General features: G+C 66.0%; 16 protein-coding genes. 12 read left to right on the top strand and 4 right to left on the bottom strand.

The features are described 5' to 3' along the window. Window positions 1–18: 18 nt before the first annotated feature. Window positions 19–453, top strand: coding sequence for a nitroreductase family deazaflavin-dependent oxidoreductase (locus AB0J29_RS26940; protein ID WP_364791964.1), 435 nt, complete (start codon window positions 19–21; stop codon window positions 451–453). Window positions 454–538: 85 nt separating this feature from the next. Continuing rightward, window positions 539–1,897, top strand: coding sequence for a threonine ammonia-lyase IlvA (ilvA, locus tag AB0J29_RS26935; protein ID WP_364791961.1), 1,359 nt, complete (start codon window positions 539–541; stop codon window positions 1,895–1,897). Window positions 1,898–1,975: 78 nt separating this feature from the next. Here the strand turns inward: ilvA and AB0J29_RS26930 are convergent, their stop codons facing one another. Together AB0J29_RS26930 and treZ are read right to left on the bottom strand one after the other, a co-directional pair. After that, window positions 1,976–3,226: a serine hydrolase gene (locus AB0J29_RS26930; RefSeq protein ID WP_364791958.1), complete on the bottom strand. Its 1,251-nt coding sequence runs from the start codon at window positions 3,224–3,226 to the stop codon at window positions 1,976–1,978. 100 nt (window positions 3,227–3,326) lie between these two features. Continuing rightward, a complete protein-coding gene (gene treZ, locus AB0J29_RS26925) occupies window positions 3,327–5,051 on the bottom strand; it encodes a malto-oligosyltrehalose trehalohydrolase (RefSeq protein WP_364791954.1) in 1,725 nt (574 codons plus the stop codon). A 107-nt stretch (window positions 5,052–5,158) separates the two neighbouring features. Between treZ and AB0J29_RS26920 the strand changes: the two genes are divergently transcribed. From AB0J29_RS26920 to AB0J29_RS26910, 3 genes are all read left to right on the top strand, one after another. After that, window positions 5,159–5,773 carry a methyltransferase domain-containing protein gene (locus tag AB0J29_RS26920; RefSeq protein WP_364791951.1) on the top strand — a complete coding sequence of 205 codons (615 nt, stop codon included), beginning with the start codon at window positions 5,159–5,161 and terminating at the stop codon, window positions 5,771–5,773. A gap of 48 nt (window positions 5,774–5,821) precedes the next feature. Further along, window positions 5,822–6,394, top strand: a complete 573-nt coding sequence (locus tag AB0J29_RS26915) for a TetR/AcrR family transcriptional regulator (protein WP_364791948.1) — start codon at window positions 5,822–5,824, stop codon at window positions 6,392–6,394. Window positions 6,395–6,506: 112 nt separating this feature from the next. Next, window positions 6,507–7,703, top strand: coding sequence for a Cmx/CmrA family chloramphenicol efflux MFS transporter (locus AB0J29_RS26910; protein WP_364791945.1), 1,197 nt, complete (start codon window positions 6,507–6,509; stop codon window positions 7,701–7,703). A 143-nt stretch (window positions 7,704–7,846) separates the two neighbouring features. Here AB0J29_RS26910 and dnaE read toward each other — a convergent pair whose 3' ends face one another. Together dnaE and AB0J29_RS26900 are read right to left on the bottom strand one after the other, a co-directional pair. After that, the gene (gene dnaE / locus AB0J29_RS26905) at window positions 7,847–11,398 is read right to left on the bottom strand and encodes a DNA polymerase III subunit alpha (protein WP_364791942.1); all 3,552 of its coding nucleotides are present in this window, start codon (window positions 11,396–11,398) and stop codon (window positions 7,847–7,849) included. A 273-nt stretch (window positions 11,399–11,671) separates the two neighbouring features. Continuing rightward, entirely contained in the window at window positions 11,672–11,947 is a 276-nt protein-coding gene (locus AB0J29_RS26900; protein WP_364791939.1) for a hypothetical protein, read from the bottom strand. Between the two features lie 173 nt (window positions 11,948–12,120). Here AB0J29_RS26900 and AB0J29_RS26895 point away from each other — a divergent pair, with 173 nt between their 5' ends. The 7 genes from AB0J29_RS26895 to acs all read left to right on the top strand — a co-directional run bounded on the left by AB0J29_RS26895 (window position 12,121) and on the right by acs (window position 20,578). Then, window positions 12,121–13,320 carry a histidine kinase gene (locus tag AB0J29_RS26895; protein ID WP_364792086.1) on the top strand — a complete coding sequence of 400 codons (1,200 nt, stop codon included), beginning with the start codon at window positions 12,121–12,123 and terminating at the stop codon, window positions 13,318–13,320. Window positions 13,321–13,426: 106 nt separating this feature from the next. Then, on the top strand, window positions 13,427–14,224 hold the full coding sequence (locus AB0J29_RS26890) for a LytTR family DNA-binding domain-containing protein (protein WP_364791936.1): 798 nt from the start codon (window positions 13,427–13,429) through the stop codon (window positions 14,222–14,224). After that, window positions 14,221–14,589, top strand: coding sequence for a hypothetical protein (locus AB0J29_RS26885; RefSeq protein ID WP_364791932.1), 369 nt, complete (start codon window positions 14,221–14,223; stop codon window positions 14,587–14,589). The genes AB0J29_RS26890 and AB0J29_RS26885 overlap by 4 nt, the downstream gene beginning before the upstream one ends. 33 nt (window positions 14,590–14,622) lie before the next feature. After that, window positions 14,623–16,380, top strand: coding sequence for a cation acetate symporter (locus AB0J29_RS26880; protein ID WP_364791929.1), 1,758 nt, complete (start codon window positions 14,623–14,625; stop codon window positions 16,378–16,380). Window positions 16,381–16,519: 139 nt separating this feature from the next. After that, a complete protein-coding gene (locus tag AB0J29_RS26875; protein WP_364791926.1) occupies window positions 16,520–16,882 on the top strand; it encodes a DUF485 domain-containing protein in 363 nt (120 codons plus the stop codon). Between the two features lie 76 nt (window positions 16,883–16,958). After that, the gene (locus AB0J29_RS26870; RefSeq protein WP_364791922.1) at window positions 16,959–18,596 is read left to right on the top strand and encodes a cation acetate symporter; all 1,638 of its coding nucleotides are present in this window, start codon (window positions 16,959–16,961) and stop codon (window positions 18,594–18,596) included. 53 nt (window positions 18,597–18,649) lie between these two features. Continuing rightward, window positions 18,650–20,578, top strand: a complete 1,929-nt coding sequence (acs, locus tag AB0J29_RS26865) for an acetate--CoA ligase (RefSeq protein ID WP_364791919.1) — start codon at window positions 18,650–18,652, stop codon at window positions 20,576–20,578. The last annotated feature ends 46 nt before the right edge of the window (window positions 20,579–20,624 follow it).

Genomic DNA, 20,624 nt, shown 5'->3' with positions numbered 1-20,624 from the left:
TGCGGCGTTGCTGGTGTCATGCCATTGACAGGTGAGTACGGACCGAGCACATCCGATTGGGCTCGCGAGCAGGCTGAGCAGATCGAGAATTCCGGCGGGACCGACGGGCTGACACTGGAGGGCAAACCCGTGATCGTCCTGACCAGTAAGGGCGCGAAGACCGGCCTGCTGCGCAAGACCGCGCTGATGCGGGTCGAGCACGACGGCGAATACGCGATCGTCGCCTCGCTGGGCGGGTCGCCGAAGCACCCCGTCTGGTACTGGAATATCAAGGCCGAGCCGCATGTCGAGCTGCGCGACGGCACCGCGAACAAGGACTACACCGCGCGCGAGGTCTTCGGCGAGGAGAAGGCGCTGTGGTGGGAGCGGGCGGTCGAGGTCTGGCCCGACTATGCGAACTACCAGACCAAGACGCCCCGTCAGATCCCGGTTTTCGTCCTTACGCCTCGATAGCTCCGACCGGTAGACCGATCGTTTGCCCACCTCTCACGCGCACCCGCCGCGTCCGGCCGATGCGGCGGGTGGCAGCATATTTCGGGTGTCCAATCCGCTTGAACTCCTCGACGACCAGTCCACATCTCGGCCCGCGCTGACCGCGGACGAGATCGACGCCGCCGCCAAGCGAATTTCCGACATTATCGAGCCCACCCCGCTCCAGCACAGTCCCCGGCTTTCCGCGCTGACCGGGGCGCAGGTCTATCTCAAGCGCGAGGACCTCACCGCCGTCCGTTCCTACAAGCTGCGCGGCGCCTACAACCTGATCGTGCAGCTCACCGACTCCGAGCGAGCCGCGGGCGTGGTCGCGGCCAGCGCTGGCAATCACGCCCAGGGCGTGGCCTTCGCCTGCAATGCGATGGGTATCAAGGGCCGCATCTACGTGCCGACCACCACGCCGAAGCAGAAGCGCGACCGTATCCGGGTACACGGCGGCGAGTTCGTCGAACTGATAGCCGTCGGGGAAACCTATGACGCCGCCGCCACGGCCGCGGCCGAGGATGTCGAGCGCACCGGCGCGACCATGGTGGCGCCGTTCGACGATCCGCGCACCGCGGCGGGACAGGGCACCATCGCGCCCGAATTCCTGGAACAGCTCGGCGGTCGGACCCCCGACCTGGTGGTGATCCCGGTCGGTGGCGGTGGCTGCCTGGCGGGCATCGGCACCTACCTGCGGGAACGCTCGCCGAGCACCGGAATCCTCGGTGTGGAACCGGCGGGCGCGGCTTCGATGACCGCCGCGCTGGTCGCGGGCGGCCCGGTGACGCTGCCCGAGATCGATCCGTTCGTCGACGGCGCTGCGGTGCGCCGGATCGGCCAGGTGCCCTACACCGCGATCGCCGCATTCGGCGGCCGGGCCATCTCGCACGGCTCGTTGCCGCTGCTGACCGCGACCGAATCACCAACGGGTGCGGGCGCTTTCCGCATGATGCAGGTCGACGAGGGCGCGATCTGCACCACCATGCTCGAGCTGTACCAGAACGAGGGCATCATCGCCGAACCCGCGGGCGCGCTGTCGGTGACGGCGCTGGCGGATATCGCCATTGAACCGGGTTCGACGGTGGTGTGCCTGGTCTCCGGTGGCAATAACGATGTGTCCCGTTATGGCGAGATCATCGAGCGCTCACTGGTGCACCGCGGCTTGAAACACTATTTCCTGGTCGACTTCCCGCAGGAGCCGGGCGCACTACGGCGGTTCCTCAACGAGGTGCTCGGCCCCGACGACGACATAACCCTGTTCGAATATGTCAAGCGCAATAACCGGGAAACCGGTGCCGCGCTGGTCGGTATCGAACTCGGGGCGCCGGAGGGGCTCGGCCCGCTGCTGAAGCGGATGGAAGAGTCGCCGATCCAGTGCGAGCGCTTGGAACCGGACTCCCCCGCCTACCGCTACCTCACCTGACCAATCCACTCGACCAGAACCGGCCGCGCAGACATTGTCCGCGCGGCCGGTCTGTACGCGTCCTATCCGACTGGCCGATTACGCGGCCTCGGGCGTCCGCACCGGCGTTGCAGACCGGCGGGTCGTGCGCACCCCCGACATGACCATCGGCAACAGCCAACCGGCCGTGGCCTGGTCGAGACTCAGCTGCGCGGCCGAGAGGTGATTGTGCACGAATCCAACGGAGAGGCCGAGGCGGGGTTCGGCCCAGCCGAAGGAGCCGCCGAGACCGATGTGGCCGAAGCCGCCGTGCGCACCCGGCATCGGCACCGAGTGATAGCCGAGACGCCAGAGCATCGGGGCGTAGAACAAGGTGCGGTCGAGCCGGTAGGTCCGAATTCGACTGAGCGCCTTGATGGTGTGCGGTGTCAGATATTGCACGCCGCCCGCCATGCCGCCATTGGCCAGCGCGCCGTACATGGTGGCCAGGGCGGAGGCGGTGCAGACGCCGTTGCCCGCACCGAGTTCGGTATCGAGGATCGGTGGGATTTCGCCCTCCAGGATGGTCTCCAGCCCGGGCAGGAACAGGCATCGGGCTGCGGCGCCGAACACACCGGGCAGACCATAGCTCCGACCCAAAACCCGTGCGCTGAACGGGTTTCCGATCATGCTGAGCTGGGAGCCCGCCAACGGCGCGTAGACGGTCGACGAGTGCGCGGACGGCCGGCCCAGGTACAGGCCGTCGATGCCGAGCGGTTCGGCGACCTCGGTACGGAACAGGTCCGCCATCCCCTGGCCGGTAATGGCGCGGGCCAGTCCGGCGAGCAGCCAGCCGAAGGTGAGCGCGTGATAGGCCGGAGTGCCGAGCAACCGATCGGGTTTCGCGGCGGCGAGGCGCTTCTCCATCAGCTGGTGGTCGAGCACATCCTCGAGTCCGGCCGCGATCGGGTTGAGGCCACCGAGTCCCGCGCTGTGCGTCATCACCTGACGAATGGTGATATTGCCCTTGCCGTTCTGGCCGAACTCCGGCCAGTACTCCGCCATCGGCGCTTCGTAGTCGAGCAGACCGCGATCGGCCAGCCGGTGGATGACGGTCGCGGTGATGCCCTTGGTGGCGGAGAAGATGATCGCGCCGGTGTGCCGGGTCCAAGGCTTATTGCCCGCGCTCCCGGTCCAGATATCGACCAGTGGCTCACCGTGCCGATGTACGGCCAACGCGCCGCCCGCCCCTCTACGGCGGCCGAAAACCTTCGCGAATGCGCGTACCAATGGTGCGAATTCGGTGGCTGCGCTGCCACCCACCCCATCGGGGAGATTCGCCAGGTCCCCGGGTGAAGCCACGTTGCTCATACTTCAACGTTAATGGCGCAGGTCACACTCGGCAATAATTGTGTCTCGGACAGTTGCATCCAGTGAGTTTCCAGCAATCGATATTCGAGCCGAGACTCCACTACGAACTCTCGAGTATCACGAACGAGCGGCCCGGTATCTCCGTCGCGGAGACACCTTCGGTGGCACGTTCCCACGACAGCACCGAAACACCGGCAATAGGTACATTGACCAGCTCTTCAGAGAGGTTGCACACCAATGTCAGCGAGCCGCGATGCACCGCGATCCAGCGGGCGTTCTCGTCGTAGTCGACTGACGCACGCGTGAGCCACGGGTTCGCGACTTCGATCCGATCGCGACGCAAACCGATCAGTCTGCGATAGCAGGAAAGTAACCGAGCGTGCGGATGCTGCTCGCATTCGGACCAGTCGAGCTTCGACCGCAGGAAGGTTTCCGGGTCTTGCGGGTCCGGGACGTCGTCGCTGTCCCAGCCGTGTTCGGCGAATTCGTCCTTGCGTCCGGTGGCGGTGGCGGCCGCGATCACCGGATCGGTATGCGAGGTGAAGAACTGGAACGGGGTGCGTGCGCCCCACTCCTCCCCCATGAACAGCATGGGCGTGTACGCCGAGAACAGCACCAGCGCGGCCTTGATCGCCAGTTGTCCGTCGGTCAAGTAGGCACTGGGCCGGTCCCCGATCGCCCGATTGCCGATCTGATCATGGGTGCAGGTGTAGGCGAGCAACGCACTCGCCGGAATGAGTCGGGTATCGATCGGACGACCATGGATGCGGCCGCGGAAGCTGGAATACGTTCCGGCGTGGAAGAATCCGTGTGTCAGTGTCTGGGCCAGACAGCGCAGCGAACCGAAATCGGCATAGTAGCCCTGACGTTCACCGGAGACCGCGGTGTGCACCGCATGGTGCAGATCGTCGTTCCACTGTCCGGTCAGGCCATAGCCGCCGGCCGCGCGCGGGGTGATGAGCCGCGGATCGTTGAGGTCGCTCTCCGCGATCAACGACAGCGGCCTACGCACATGTGCGGCAAGGGATTCGGTATCGGCGGCCAATTCGGCGAGCAGGTGGGTGGCGGTGCGGTCGACGAGTGCGTGTACGGCATCGAGTCGCAGTGCGTCGATGTGGAAATCGCGCAGCCAGCGCAGGGCATTGTCGATTATGAAGCGGCGCACCGGATCCGAGGCGGGACCGTCGAGATTGAGACTCTGTCCCCAGGTATTGCGGCCCTCGGTGAGATACGGCGCGAAGCGGGGCAGATAATTGCCGGAGGGGCCGAGATGGTTGTAGACGACATCCAGGGCGACGGCCAAACCCTTTGTGTGGCAGGCATTCACGAAGCGTTGCAAACCATCGGGTCCGCCGTAGGGCTCGTGGACGGCATACCAGAGCACACCGTCGTAGCCCCAGTTGTGGATGCCGTCGAAGGCGTTGACCGGCATCAATTCGACCATGGTGACGCCGAGTTCGACGAGGTGGTCGAGACGCTCGACGGCGGCGTCGAAGGTGCCCTCGGGGGTGAAGGTGCCCAGATGCAGTTCGTAGATGATCGCCCCCGCCAGCGGGCGACCGGTCCAGCCCGCATCGGTCCACCTGGCCGGATCGAGCGCGTGCAGCGCCGAGCGGCCGTGCACCCCGTCGGGCTGCCGAGCCGAGCGCGGGTCGGGCAGGACGGTCGGATCGTCGTCGAGCAGATAGCCGTAGCGCGTACCCGGTGCGGCGAACACCTCGGCCCGCCACCAACCATCGCCGGATCTCGTCATCGGATGCACGGCGCCATCGACCTCGATACGTACCCGTTCCGGTCGCGGGGCCCACACCTCGAACAAGGTCACCGAGCCAGCATCGCACGTCACCGATAGTGCGGCCCGCCGAGAGCAGACGCGTTCGTTCGACCGGCTGACCATTGCCCGCGGTGCACGGCCCCTGACAGAGTGAGTACGTGGGTATCTACAACGCTCAGATCGTGCCTCGGCTAGTGAATCTGGTCTGCGGGGCCGAGATCAACAATTCGCAGCGCGAGCGCGCCTGTGCCGGGCTACACGGACGGGTGGTGGAGATCGGCTTCGGATCGGGACTCAATATCCCCTTCTATCCGGCCACCGTCGAGTCGGTCAGCGCCGTGGAACCCGCCGACCTCGGCTGGCGGCTGGCGGATAAGCGGCTCGCCGCGGCCACCGTGCCGATCGAACGGGCCGGACTCGACGGCCAGTCGCTGCCGTTCGCCGATGACAGCTTCGACTCCGCACTCTCGACGTGGACGATGTGCACCATTCCGGATATCGCGGCCGCGCTGGCCGAGGTGCGCAGGGTGCTCGTCCCCGGCGGGACCCTGCATTTCGTCGAACACGGGCTCGCGCCGGATCCGGGCGTCCAGGCATGGCAGCACCGTTTGAATCCGATCGAGAAGGCGATCGCGGGCGGCTGCAACCTCGATCGCGATATTCGCGGAGCCGTCGAGAGCGCCGGATTCGAGATCCACGAGCTCGACGAGTTCTACGCGGACGGACCCAAGTTCCTCGCCGCACTCTCGCTAGGCGTCGCGGTCTCGCCGTAGCACCGCCGGTATTGGACCGATTAGTTCAAAACATGCTAGCTTGAACCCATGGCACGACCGAAGGCATTCGACGAGGACCGGGCGGTGGACGCGGCCATGCGGGCGTTCTGGTCCGCAGGCTACGAGGGCACCTCGACCCAAGACCTCTGCGATGCAACAGGTCTGGGCCGCAGCAGCATCTACAACACCTTCACCAGCAAGCGCGAACTCTTCGACCGGGCACTGCGGCGGTATATCACCACCAAGAACGCCTCGATTTTCGAAGTGCTCGACGGCGACCTGCCCGCTCGGGCGAAGGTCCGCACACTGCTGCGCCAAACCATCGACGCACCGGCCGACGACCCCATCGGCTGCCTCGTGGTCAACTCGACGATCGAATTGGCGCCGCGCGATCCGGCCGTGGCGGCGACATTGCGCGCCGACCTGGAGCGGCGACTCGACGCACTGACCACCGTCATCCGCGCCGGCCAGCGGTCCGGTGAGATCGATGCGAGCAAAGATGCCCGCACGCTGGCCCATTTCGTGATCACCACAATCGGCGGCATGCGCGTCGCAGCGCGCGGCGGAGCCGATAAGGACACCTTGGATGCTATCGCCACGACAGCATTGAGCGTCCTCTAGTGTCACCCGGAAACCCATTCGGCCGCATATATGACGTTCGACAATGCGGCACAACGTCGTTTCTTTTTGCCTGAATTTTGAACTGATCAATCTAAAACCAGAGAGGGCTCCGATGCCATTCGCTGTCTACATACTCGGGCTATCCATTTTCGCCCAGGGCACCTCGGAGCTGATGCTCTCCGGCCTGCTCACCCAAATGGCCACCGACCTCGGCGTCTCGATACCCCAAGCGGGCCTGCTGATTTCGGCGTTCGCAGTGGGCATGCTGGTGGGCGCGCCCGCGCTGGCCGTGCTCACCCTGCGCTGGCCGCGCCGCACCGCACTGCTGGCCTTCCTCGGGGTGTTCATCGCCACACATGTGGTGGCCGCCTTGACACCGGGCTACTGGGTGCTCTTCGGCACCCGAGTGCTCGGCGCCTTCGTTTACGCCGGATTCTGGGCGGTCGCCGCGACCACGGCACTGAGTCTGGTGCCGGAGAATGCCCGCGGGCGGGCAATGAGCATTGTGGCGGGCGGGCTCACCGTGGCCACTATCGTCGGGCTTCCGGCGGGTACGGTGCTCGGCCAGTACCTGGGCTGGCGGGCCGCGTTCTGGGCGGTTGCCATTGTGTCCGCGCTGGCCATGGCCGGGGTGGCGGCCAAGATTCCGGGCGGACGCCCCGCCGAGGTGCCGGACCTGCGCCGCGAACTGCGTACCATGATCAATCCGCGCCTATGGCTGTCCTACAGCACAACCGCACTCTCGACCGGCGCGCAACTTGTCATCTTCGCCTACCTCGGCGCACTCCTGGCCCGCACCACCGGAATCGCCGAGAGCTGGATTCCCTTGGTACTCACGCTGTACGGCATCGGCGCCCTGATCGGTATCGCCGTCGGCGGCCGGGCCGCCGATGCCCATCCCTTCCGCGTACTGACCATCGGCATGATCGGATTGATCATCGTCTCGACGGTACTGGCACTGACCGCGACGATGCCCGCACCGGTCGTAGTCCTCGTATTCCTCTTGGGTGCCTTCGGATTCGCCACGAATCCCGCACTGAACACCCGCGTATTCGCACTGGCCGGGGCGGCCCCCACCCTCGCGACCGCGGTCAACTTCTCCGCATTCAATGTCGGCATCACCGTAGGCCCCTGGCTCGGCGGCCTGGCCATCGGCAGCGGCCTCGGCTACTCGTCGGTCGCCTGGATCGGCGTGGCCCTCGGCATCGCTGCACTGGCCACCGTCGGTTGGGCGGCGGCGCTACACCGGCGGGCCCAGCAAGTCACGGTCGTCCCGGTGGACCGGGCCATGGCCGAACTCACCCGCTGACTCCGCAACACTGCTCGAGCACAACTGCTCGGTCCCGCTCGGGTCCGCGCACCGTCTTCGCTGCCGCACCGAAATCACGCGCGGCACACGAGAACGTTCGCGAGGCCGTAGCATTCGCCGACGCGTCCGGCCCGTACGTAGCGTCAGCCCGCGAGGCAGCCGGGACCGAGCAGGGCCTTGAGGTCGCCCATCAGCGCCGAGGATGGTGAAACTCGCAGGCTGTCATCCAATTTCCACAGTGAGGTGTTTTCGCGTGCACCCACATGGCGGACGTGGACGTCCGCGGTACCCGGATGTCTGGACAGGATGCGCTTGAGTTCGCCGATCTTGTCCGGCGTGCACAGGCGGGTCGGCATGACGACCGCCAGCGGCTTGGCCACACCGATCGAGGAGAGGTCGGGGACGGCGAGATCGTTGGCGATCAAGGAGATCCGGTCGTCACGCACCGACACCCTTGCCTTCACCAGGACGACCGCATCCTCCACCACATCCGCGCCGTATACCGAATAGGCCTGCGGGAAGAACAGCACCTCGATGCCACCGGTCAGATCCTCGATCTGCGCCGAGGCCCAGGCCAGGCCGTTCTTATTGATGCGGCGGTTGACCGAGGCGAGGATGCCGCCGATGGTCACCTGAGCGCCATCCTTGACATCGCCCTCGAGAATGGCCGGAATCGCCGTATCCGCCTGTGCCGCAAGCACATGCTCGACACCGTTGAGCGGATGTCCGGACACGTACAGGCCGAGCATTTCCCGCTCGAGCGCGAGCTTGTGCTTGGTCTCCCACTCGTCCTCGGGCACCTTCACATTGAAGACCGAGGCCACCGACTCGTCGCCGTCGTCCAGCCCGCCGAACAGGTCGAACTGGCCGATCGCCTCGGCCTTCTTGGTGGACATCACCGCATCGATGGCATCCGAGTGCACCAGCAGCAGACCCTTGCGCGGATGCCCGAGGGAATCGAATCCGCCAGCCTTGATCAGGGATTCGGTGACCTTCTTGGTGCAGGCGATGGCGTCGATCTTGTTCAGATAGTCGGAGAAATCGGTGAACTTCGACTTCTCCTTGCGCGCCTGGATGATCGAGGCGACCACGTTGGCACCGACATTGCGTACCGCGCCGAGGCCGAAGCGGATGTCCTTGCCGACCGAGGCGAAGTTCTGCTCGGATTCATTGACATCCGGCGGCAGCACGGTAATGCCGAGGCGGCGGCAATCCGACAGGTAGACCGCGGCCTTGTCCTTATCGTCGCCGACGGAGGTGAGCAGGGCCGCCATATATTCGGCGGGATAGTTCGCCTTGAGATATGCGGTCCAGTAGGAGATCAGGCCGTAGGCGGCGGCATGCGATTTGTTGAACGCGTAACCGGCGAACGGCAGGATGGTGTCCCACAGCGCCTTGATCGCGGGCTTGGAGAAGCCGCTCGCTTGCATACCCGCCTCGAAGCCCTCGAACTCCGCGGCCAGCACCTCGGCCTTCTTCTTACCCATCGCGCGGCGCAGAATATCTGCTCGGCCGAGCGAGTAGCCGGCCACCTTCTGCGCGACGTGCATGATCTGCTCTTGGTAGACGATCAGGCCGTAGGTCTCGCCCAGGATGTCGGCGAGCGGTTCGGCCAGCTCCGGATGGATCGGCTTGACGTCCTGCCGGTTGTTCTTGCGGTCCGCGTAGTCGTTGTGCGCGTTCATGCCCATCGGGCCGGGGCGATACAGCGCGCCGACGGCGACGATATCCTCGAAGGCGGTCGGCTGCATGCGGCGCAGCAGATCGCGCATGGGCCCACCATCGAGCTGGAATACGCCGAGAGTGTCACCGCGCGAAAGCAATTCGTAGGTAAGCGGATCGTCCAGCGGCAACCGGTCCATATCCAGATCGACACCGCGGTTGGCCTGGATATTCTCCAGCGCGTCGCCGATCACGGTCAGGTTGCGCAGGCCGAGGAAGTCCATCTTCAGCAGGCCGATGGCCTCACAGGACGGATAGTCCCAGCCGGTGATGAGCGCACCGTCCTGCGGCCGCTTCCAGACCGGGATCGCGTCGGTGAGCGGATCACAGGACATGATGACCGCGCAGGCGTGCACACCCGCATTGCGGATCAGGCCCTCGAGGCCACGCGCGGTTTCGTAGATCTTCGCGACATCCGGATTGCTCGCGATGAGTTCGCGAACCTCGGCGGCCTCCTTGTACCGCTCATGCTCCGGATCGGTGATACCGGACACCGAGATGTCCTTGGCCATGATCGGCGGCGGCAGCGCCTTGGTGATCTGATCGGCGATGGCGAATCCGGGCTGACCGAAGAGCACTCGGGCCGAGTCCTTGATGGCGGCCTTGGTCTTGATCGTGCCGAAGGTGATGACCTGGGCGACGCGGTCGGTGCCCCACTTCTCACTCGCGTAGCGGACCATCTCACCGCGGCGGCGATCGTCGAAGTCGATATCGATATCGGGCATCGAGACACGCTCGGGATTGAGGAAGCGCTCGAAGAGCAGGCCGTGCGGAATCGGGTCGATATTCGTGATGCCGAGCGCGTAGGCGACCAGCGAACCGGCGGCGGAACCACGGCCCGGACCGACACGGATACCGACCTCGCGGGCGTGGTTGATCAAGTCACCGACGACGAGGAAGTAGGCCGGGAAGCCCATCTCCAGGATGACGCCGATCTCGTACTGGGCCCGGTCCAGATAGTCCTGGGGCGCGCCGTCCGGGAAACGGCGCCGCAGCCCGAGGTCGACCTCGCGACGCAGCCAGCTGGCCTGGTCATATCCCTCCGGCACCGGGAAGATCGGCATCCGGTCGCGGTGCTGCCACACCTCGTCGTAGGACTGCACTCGCTCGGCGATCAACAGGGTGGAATCGCAGGCGCCGGGCACTTCCATATCCCAGATCGCCCGCATCTCCTCCGCGGACTTCAGGTAGTAGCCGTCGCCGTCGAACTTGAAACGCGTTGGGTCACTGAGTGTTTTACCGGTCTGGATACACAGCAGCGCCTCGTGATTGGTCGAGGCGTCCTTGGTGACGTAGTGGCAGTCGTTGGTGGCCAGCGGCCGGATCCCGAGCTTTTTGCCGATCTCCAGCAGCCCCTCGCGGACCCGGCGCTCGATGGACAGGCCGTGGTCCATGATCTCGAGGAAGAAATTGTCCGGTCCGAAGATCTCCTGCCATTTGGCCGCGGCCTCCAGGGCCTCGCGGTCGTGGCCGAGGCGCAGACGGGTCTGCACCTCGCCCGACGGACAGCCGGTGGTGGCAATGATGCCCTCGGCGTGCTCGGCGATGATCTCCTCGTCCATGCGCGCCCACTTGCCGAGCTGACCTTCCAACGAGGCGAGCGAGGACAGCTTGAACAGGTTGTGCAGGCCGGTCGCGTTCTCCGCGACCATGGTCATATGCGTGTAGGCGCCGGAGCCGGAGACGTCGTCGCCCTTCTGGCTGGGATCACCCCACTGCACGCGCTTGGTGTCGAACCGGGAACCCGGTGCGATGTAGGCCTCGATGCCGATGATCGGCTTGATATCGGCCTTCTTGGCGGAGTTGTAGAACTCCGAGGCCCCGTACATATTGCCGTGGTCGGTCATCCCGACGGCGTTCATCCCCAGCCGTTTTGCCTCGGCGAAGAGCGGAGAGATTTTGGCCGCACCATCGAGCATGGAGTACTCGGTGTGATTGTGCAGGTGAACGAACGATCCGGACGAGGCGGCCAAGACGGTCCTTCCTCCCAAGGTCTCGACGGGGGTTGGTGTAGCGATTCTAGGGGTCCCCACCGACGAGTACGGCCTGGCACACCGGGCTCACGCAGGTGCCCGGCGTGTCGGTGGTGAAGATCACCGGCGCGTCCTGCGACCCACCTATGCGGCTGTCCGATTTCCGCGACAGTGGGGTGTTCCGCGGATCGCTCGACACTACGCGTCCTAGATCAAGTGCGCTTGCCCGGACGATCTTCAGACCGGACCAAGCGTTGTCGAACGCGCCCACCTTCACATCGACGACGCCGATAGCAAACAACAGCTCGCGCAGATTCGTTCTCGGCGATATCGCTGACGTGCCCGCCCGCCTTGCGCGGCCAGGCGATCCACACCCGTCGCGCCCGGTGTCGGTCCGGCGGCCAGTGCCGGAGCCTCGTCGGCCACGTCAGCGAGTTCGCGATAGCCAGCGAGGACGACGTCCGCGGATTCGGGTGCATCGGCGGCGATCGTGCCATCCGGTGGCGGATCCGGAATCCGCCAGCGCGCGGGCGGATGCCACAGCACCACCCGGTGGCCGGATGTGATTCCGATCTACTTCGCCAGCGGCGTCCCCGCGTAGCCTGCGGTCGTGGACACGACGGTATCCGGCACCGATCGGCGCTGTTGGGCGCGGATTCGGTGGGACGCCGCGATAATCAGGCGATGAGGTGGCCGCGATGCAGACGATCGGTGAGGGTGCGATGACGACCGTCGGTTTCGCGGCGGTGGCCGGGGCGGTGCTGATCGTCGGCGCGCTGCTGGTGTGGTCGCGGACGCGGCGGGTGGTGACCACACCGGCCGAGCGAGCGGTGTTCAGCGCGCTGCATACGGCGTCACTGGCCGCGCGGCCGTTGCGACAGGGGTTGACCGATCGGTCTGCCCAGGAGGCCGCGCCGCACCTGCGGACACTCACCGGAGCCGATGCGTTGGGCGTCGCGGATCCCGATGGCACGCTGCTGGCGTGGGATGGGCCGCATTCGGATCTGGCCGAACCCTTCGCCGATGCGGCCAGACGGGCGGTGGCGACCGAGCGGCCGGTGCTGGTATCAGGGCCCGGTCGCACTGAACACGCCGGGCGCACGCTGATCGCGCAGCCGCTGCTCATCGAAAATGCCGGGGTAGCAGGGGCCCTGGGGGTGGTGACCACCGGCAAGCCGGAACCGGGCCGGCTGGGGGCGGTCGCGGAGGTGGCGCGATATGCCTGCGGACAGCTGGAATTGGCGGAATTGGACGCCTCGCGGGCCCGGCTCGACCGAGCCGAGGTGCGCGCGTTGCGGGCGCAGATCAGTCCGCACTTCATCTACAACGCGCTCAATACCGTTGCGTCCTTTGTGCGTACCGATCCCGATCGGGCGCGCGAGTTGATCCTGCAGTTCGCGGACTTCACCAGGTACTCCTTCCGTGCCGCGGGCGAATTCACGGTGCTCTCCGACGAACTACGCAATATCGAGCGGTATCTGGCGCTGGAGCGCGCCCGCTTCGGTGACGCATTGCAGGTACGTTTGCGGATCGCGCCGGAGGTCCTCGGCGTCGTACTTCCGTTCCTGGCACTACAGCCCTTGGTGGAGAACGCGGTTCGGCACGGTTTGGCCGGGGCGACGCGCGGCGGCACGGTGACGATTGTCGCTGCCGACGCGGGTACCGATTGCGTGATCAGCGTCGAGGACGACGGCATCGGGATGGATCCGGATCTGCTGCGCTCCGGCGCTCTCGATGCCATCGAAACCGGGACCGGCCCGGCGGGTTCCGGCGAATCCGCCCATGTGGGGCTGGCCAATGTCGATGACCGGCTGCGGGCCGCCTTCGGCAACGACTACGGCCTGATCGTGGAGACCGGCCCTGGTGCGGGCACCAAGGTCAGCCTGCGCGTGCCGAAATTCCGCGCGGGCATCCAGGCCTGAGCTTCGCACGGCACACACCTGTACATGGCTGCGGTCAGCGCCCGATTCGTCCCGGTGTAGGTATCCGGGTCGAGCGTGAAGCGGCTCCGTTTACGATGAAACGACTGTGACCCGGACCACCGACCAGTCCGCCGCCGCACTGCGCGTGCTCGCCGTGGACGACGAGAAGCCAGCTCTGGACGAGCTGGTGTATTTGCTGCGCGCGCAGCCGGGGGTCGGTGATATCCACAGCGCGAACGATGCGACCAGCGCATTGCGGCTGATGCGGGCGCATCCGATCGACGCGGTATTCCTCGATATCAATATGCCCGGGCTGGACGGCATGGAATTGGCCGGCATCCTGTCCGAGTTCGCGAACCCGCCCGCGGTGGTGTTCGTGACGGCCCACGATGATCAGGCGATCGCGGCCTTCGATCTGGGGGCGGTGGATTACCTCCTCAAACCGCTGCGGGAGGCGCGGCTGGCGGAGGCGGTGCGGCGGATCGCCACGGCACGCGCGACACCGGCCCCGGCCGTCGCGGCACCGCGCACCGATCCCAATGAGGTGATTCCGGTAGAGCTCGGTGGGGTCACCACGCTGGTGCACCGATCGAGTGTGAGCTGGGTAGAGGCGGAAGGCGACTACGCCCGGTTGCACACCAGTGGCGGATCGCATCTGGTGCGAATTCCCCTGTCGGCGCTGGAATCCCGGTGGGAGAATGCGGGATTCCTGCGGGTGCACCGGTCCTATCTGGTGGCGCTGCGCTCAGTGACCGGACTGCGCACGGTCGGCACCGGAACGGTGGTCCGGCTGCGTGCCGACGGCAATGCCGCGGCGGTGGAACTGCCGGTCAGCCGTCGGCAGGTGCGTGAGCTGAAGCAGCGGTTGGTGCACGGGCCACGACAGCAGTGGACGAATCCGTGACAACGCCGCAGCAGCGTCCGACCAGACAGCGCGTTGTGCTCGCCGAACGCCGTGGCGCGCGGCGCGTGCGGACCCGTACCGAAGTGGTCGAGCAGACCGAGATCGGCGAGGCGCTGATCGGCGGCCTGATTCGGGCGCAGTTGGGGTTGGCGGTACGGGCCGGGTTGGTCATGGTGCTCGTATTGTGTTCGCTCCCGATGCTTTTCCGGCTCGGGTCGGTGGGATCGTTCGTGCTGCTCGGGGTGCGGCTGCCGTGGTTGCTGCTCGGCGTTGCCGTATATCCGGTGCTGTACGGCGTCGGGCGGCTGTACGTCCGACTCGCCGAACGCAATGAGCAGGACTTCCTGGAATTGGCCGAGGACTGACCCGATGTGCAGCGCCGCGACAGGTGACGTGCCGTGAATACCGCGTCGACACCAGCGCTCACCGTTTTCGCATTGCTGTTCGCCGCCCTCGCCACGGTCGCGATCGGCGTCTACGGTGTTCGGTTGGCGCGCACCACCTCCGATTTCCTGGTCGCCTCACGCAGCGTCGGGCCGCGCTGGAATGCCGCGGCCATCTCGGGTGAATACCTCTCGGCCGCTTCATTTCTTGGTGTCGCGGGCCTGATCGCGAAATACGGCGCGGACGCGCTGTGGTATCCGGTCGGGTTCACCGCCGGATATCTCGGGCTGCTGCTGTTCGTGGCCGCGCCGCTGCGCCGGTCGGGCGCGTATACGGTGCCCGATTTCGCGGAGTTCCGGCTCGGCTCGCTGCGGCTACGCCGACTGGCGGCGGTGGTGGTGGTGCTGGTCTGCGGGGTGTATCTGATTCCGCAGTTCCAGGGCGCGGGGCTGACACTGCACATCCTGCTGAATGTGCCGAAATGGGTGGGCGCGGTGGCGGTGGGCGCGATCATCATCGCGAATGTGGCCGGTGGCGGCATGCGGTCCATCACGCTGGTGCAGGCCTTCCAGTATTGGCTGAAGCTGACCGCGGTGGCGATTCCGGCGCTGGTGCTGCTCGGCCATTTCCTGGCCGAGGATCGCGAACTCGGCACCCCCGCTCCCCCGGTGGTCACCGAGCGCACCACGGTGGATGTCAGCACCGGCGTGGTGGTGCGGGTCGGTGCACCGCAACAGGTTTCGATCACCGGGACGCTCGACGATCGCGCGGTGGACGGTCCGGTCCTGCTCACCACCGGCACACACGAACTGGCGGCGGGCACCGAACTGACCCTGGCGGCGGGCTCGGCTGTGCCGGTGGTGGCCGGAGCACCGGCGAACGGTGCGGCCTGGCTCGCACCCGGTGGCGGATTCGGCGGCGGCCATCCAACCTATCAGGTGTATTCGCTGATCATCGCCACTTTCCTGGGCACGATGGGTCTTCCGCACGTGCTGGTGCGTTTCTATACGAATCCCGATGGCCGCGCGGCACGCACGACCGCACTCGCGGTGATCGGCCTGGTCGGAGTGTTCTACCTCTTTCCCGTCCTGCTGGGGGTTTTCGCGCGGCTGTACGTGCCGCAACTGTTGATCACCGGCACCTCCGACGCCGCCGTGGTGCTGCTGCCCGGGTCGGTGTTGGCGGGCCTGCCGGGACAACTGCTGGCGGCACTGGTCGCGGCGGGTGCGATCGCGGCATTCCTTTCCACCTCGTCCGGACTGTTGGTCAGTATCGCGGGCGTGCTCAGTACGGATATGCTGCGCGGACGAATTCGCGACTTCCGCGCCGCCGCAGTATTCGCCGGTGCTGTGCCCCTCGGCATTTCGGTCATGGTGGTGTCGCTGGATCTGTCCCGCACCGTCGCCCTGGCCTTTTCGGTGGCCGCCTCGACACTGTGTCCGCTGCTCGTGCTCGGCATCTGGTGGCGCGGCCTGACAGCCAAGGGGGCAACCAGCGGACTGATCGCGGGCGGTCTGGCGTCGGGCGGTGCGACCGTGGTTTCGGTGACCGGCGGCATCTCCGACGAGCTGGCGGGCGGCTGGCTCGCGGCCGTCCTCGGCTATCCGGCGGCGCTCAGCGTACCGCTGGCATTCGCGGCGATGATCCTGGTCAGCATGCTGACGCGAGGTCAGAGCGCCCGCACGGTCGGGCACATATTCGTCCGGATGCACGCGCCGGAGCGGCTCGGCATGGGTGCGGATCGGGAGCGCGCCATCGGGCTGCGCCACTGACCGTTCGTCGCGGCCAGCCGACCGTTCACCGCATAAACCGGCGCCTTCACAGAGTGATCCACGCCACATCATGAATCCTTCACGGGCCACCCTTTATGGTCGGCGGGTAGTAAGCCACGTCACACGCTAGGACCCTGCGATGACCAGTATCGACCTCGACAAAGATGGCACGCCGCCGCGGCGCACGCCGACGGCGGAGGAGTTCGCCGCCGTCCAGTCGAGTCCCCAGTTCCAGGAATTGCGAAGTCGGTTGCGCCGCTTCATCTTTCCAATGACCGCACTGTTCCTGGTCTGGTACCTGAGCTATGTGCTGCTCGGCGCTTACGCGCACGACTTCATGGCCACCCAGGTCATCGGCAATATCAACCTCGGCCTGCTGCTCGGCCTCGGGCAATTCGTCTCGACGTTCGTGATCACCTGGCTGTATGTCCGGTTCGCCACTAAGGAACTGGATCCGCGCGCCGCGTCGATCCGCAACTATCTCGAGGGAGACCGGGCATGAGCGAGCGTAGCGAGCGAACAATGAACACAGCCATCGGGATGGTCATGCCGGAGCCGAGCGTCAGCGAGGCGCAGGCATGAGCATTCACTATCTGTCCGCTGCCGAGGCGGTCGGCAATCCCGCCGCGAATATCGCCATTTTCGGCCTGTTCGTGGCGATCACCATGATCGTGGTGATCCGGGCCAGCCGCAATAACCGCACCGCCGCCGACTACTTCACCGGCGGCCGCGGGTTCTCCGGCCCGCAGAACGGCATCGCCATCGCGGGCGATTACCTTTCCGCCGCAAGCTTTCTCGGCATCGCCGGCGCCATCGCCGTGTACGGCTACGACGGGTTTCTGTACTCGATCGGCTTCCTGGTGGCCTGGCTGGTCGCACTGCTGCTGGTCGCCGAAATGCTCAGGAACACCGGCAAATTCACCATGGCCGACGTATTGAGCTTCCGGTTGCAGCAAGGTCCGGTACGTACCGCTGCCGCACTGACCACGCTCGCGGTGTCACTGTTCTATCTGCTGGCCCAGATGGCGGGCGCGGGTGGTCTGGTCGCGCTGCTGCTCGATATCTCCGATCGAACCGGACAGAGCATCGTCATCGCCGTCGTCGGAGTACTGATGATCGTCTACGTGCTGGTCGGCGGCATGAAGGGCACCACATGGGTGCAGATCATCAAAGCGGTGCTGCTCATTGCCGGCGCGGCGCTGATGACGGTGATGGTATTAGCCAAGTTCGGCTTCAATTTCTCCGACATCCTCGGCTCGGCACAGGACGCGGTGCACGGCTCGAAGACCAAGGGCGTGGCCGCCCGTGACGTGCTCGCCCCCGGTGCCCAGTACGGCGGCAGCGCGACCTCCAAGCTGAACTTCGTCTCGCTCGGCCTTGCGCTGGTGCTCGGCACCGCGGGTCTGCCGCATGTGCTGATGCGCTTCTACACCGTGCCGACCGCGAAAGAGGCACGGCGCTCGGTGGTTTGGGCAATCGGCCTGATCGGCGCGTTCTACCTGTTCACCCTGGTGCTCGGCTACGGTGCGGCCGCCATTGTCGGACCGGATCGCATTCTCGCCGCCGCGGGCGGCCAGAATTCGGCAGCGCCGCTGCTGGCCTTCGAACTCGGCGGCGTCATCCTGCTCGGCATTATTTCCGCGGTCGCCTTCGCCACCATCCTCGCGGTTGTCGCGGGGCTGACCATCACCGCCTCGGCATCGTTTGCGCACGATATCTACGCGAGCGTGCTCAAGAAGGGGCAGGTCGACGAGAACAAGCAGGTCAAGGTGTCCCGGATCACCGCGGTGGTGATCGGTGCGCTGGCCATCGGCCTCGGCATCCTGGCCAACGGCCAGAACATCGCGTTCCTGGTGGCGCTGGCCTTCGCGGTCGCGGCGGCGGCGAATCTGCCGACCATCGTGTTCTCGCTGTTCTGGAAACGGTTCAACACCACCGGCGCCCTGTTCAGTATGTACGGCGGCCTGATCTCGACCATCGTGCTCATCGTGTTCTCCCCCGCGGTATCCGGGACGAAGACCTCGATGATTCCGGGTTCGAGTTTCGATTGGTTCCCGCTGTCGAACCCCGGAATCGTCTCCATCCCATTGGCTTTCGCGCTCGGTGTGATCGGCACCTTCCTCGGCGGCGGTAAACCGGAGGATCCGGCGAAGCAGGCCGAGATGGAGGTTCGTTCGCTCACCGGTGTCGGTGCGGAAAAGGCGGTCGTGCACTGAGCGCATCCGAGCAGAGCCTGCCGCCCTTGTTATTTCGAGAGGAAGAATAGACGTTGACCAGCGCAACCACCGACCCGACCACCTACCCGCCGGATCCGGCATTCGCCGCGAACGCCAATGCCGATGCGGCACTGTATGAGCGCGCCGCCGCCGATCGGCTGGAGTTCTGGGCCGAACAGGCTCGGCGGTTGCACTGGCATCAACCGTGGACGCGAGTCCTCGACTGGAGCGGCGCGCCGGTCGCGAAATGGTTCGTCGACGGCAAACTCAATGTCGCCTACAACTGTGTGGACCGGCATGTACTCGATGGTTTCGGCGAGCAGGTGGCCATCCATTGGGAGGGTGAGCCGGGGGACTCCCGGGATATCACCTACGGCGAGTTGCTCGCCGAAGTATCCAGGGCGGCGAACTATTTCACCGAGCTCGGGCTGCAGACCGGCGATCGAGTCGCCATCTATATGCCGATGGTGCCGGAGGCGATCGTCGCCATGCTGGCCTGTGCCCGGCTCGGGCTCACCCATTCGGTGGTATTCGCCGGATTCTCGCCGACCGCCCTGCGCCAACGGGTCGATGATGCCGGTGCCCGATTGGTGATCACCACCGACGGCCAGTGGCGACGCGGTACCGCCGCGCCGTTGAAGGCCGCGGTCGACGAGGCGCTGGCCGATGGCGAACACACCGTCGAGCACGTGCTCGTGGTGCGGCGCACCGATATCGAGGTGCCGTGGACCGAGGGCCGTGATCTGTGGTGGCACGACACCGTCTCCGCCGCGTCCCCCGATCACGAGGCGCAGGCCTTCGATGCCGAGCATCCGCTGTTCATCCTCTACACCTCGGGCACGACCGGAAAGCCCAAGGGCATCCTGCACACCACCGGCGGCTATCTGACCCAGGCCGCCTACACCCACCACAACGTCTTCGATCACCGAGCGGGACAGGACGTCTACTGGTGCACCGCCGATATCGGCTGGGTCACCGGACACAGCTATATCGTCTACGGACCGCTCGCCAATCGCGCGACCCAGGTCGTCTACGAGGGCACCCCCAACTCCCCCGATGAGCACCGGCATTTCGACATCATCGAAAAGTACGGCGTCACCATCTATTACACCGCCCCCACCCTGGTGCGGACCTTCATGAAGTGGGGTCGTGATATTCCGGATGCGCACGACCTCACCTCGCTGCGGCTGCTCGGCAGCGTCGGCGAACCGATCAATCCCGAGGCCTGGCGCTGGTACCGAGAGGTGTTGGGCGGCAATCGGACTCCCATTGTCGACACCTGGTGGCAGACCGAGACCGGCGCCATCATGATCTCCCCGCTGCCCGGTGTCACCGCCGCGAAGCCAGGCGCCGCGATGACACCGCTGCCCGGCGTCTCCGCGAAGATCGTCGATGATTACGGCGTCGAACTCGACCACGGCCGTTCCGGGTTGCTGATATTGGATCAGCCGTGGCCATCGATGCTGCGCGGCATCTGGGGCGATATGGATCGGTTCCGCGAGACCTACTGGGACCGATTCGCTGACCGCGGTTGGTATTTCGCCGGTGACGGCGCCAAGCTCGACGACAATGGCGACCTCTGGGTGCTCGGCCGGGTCGACGATGTCATGAACGTCTCCGGCCACCGGATCTCCACCGCCGAGGTGGAATCCGCACTGGTCGGGCACGCCTCGGTCGCGGAGGCCGCGGTGGTCGGCGCGAACGACGCCACCACCGGCCAGGCCATCGTCGCCTTCGTCATCCTCACCGCGGGTGCGCACAACAGCGGCGATGCGCTGATCGGTGAGCTCAAAGCCGCTGTCTCCCAGGAGATCAGCCCCATCGCCCGACCGAGGGAGATCCATATCGTCCCGGAACTGCCGAAAACCCGCAGCGGCAAGATCATGCGCCGCCTGCTCCGCGATGTCGCAGAGGGTCGCGAACTCGGCGATACGTCGACCCTCGTCGATCCGAAGGTCTTCGAGGCCATCGCCCGCGGATAGGCGACGCCCTCGGGCGGACCCGGACCACAATGATGAGGGGGACCGG

The organism is Nocardia sp. NPDC049707 (assembly GCF_040674855.1).
Classification (GTDB): domain Bacteria; phylum Actinomycetota; class Actinomycetes; order Mycobacteriales; family Mycobacteriaceae; genus Nocardia.
Note: the sequence above shows the minus strand (reverse complement) of the source record. Positions and strands in the feature narration are given on the sequence as shown.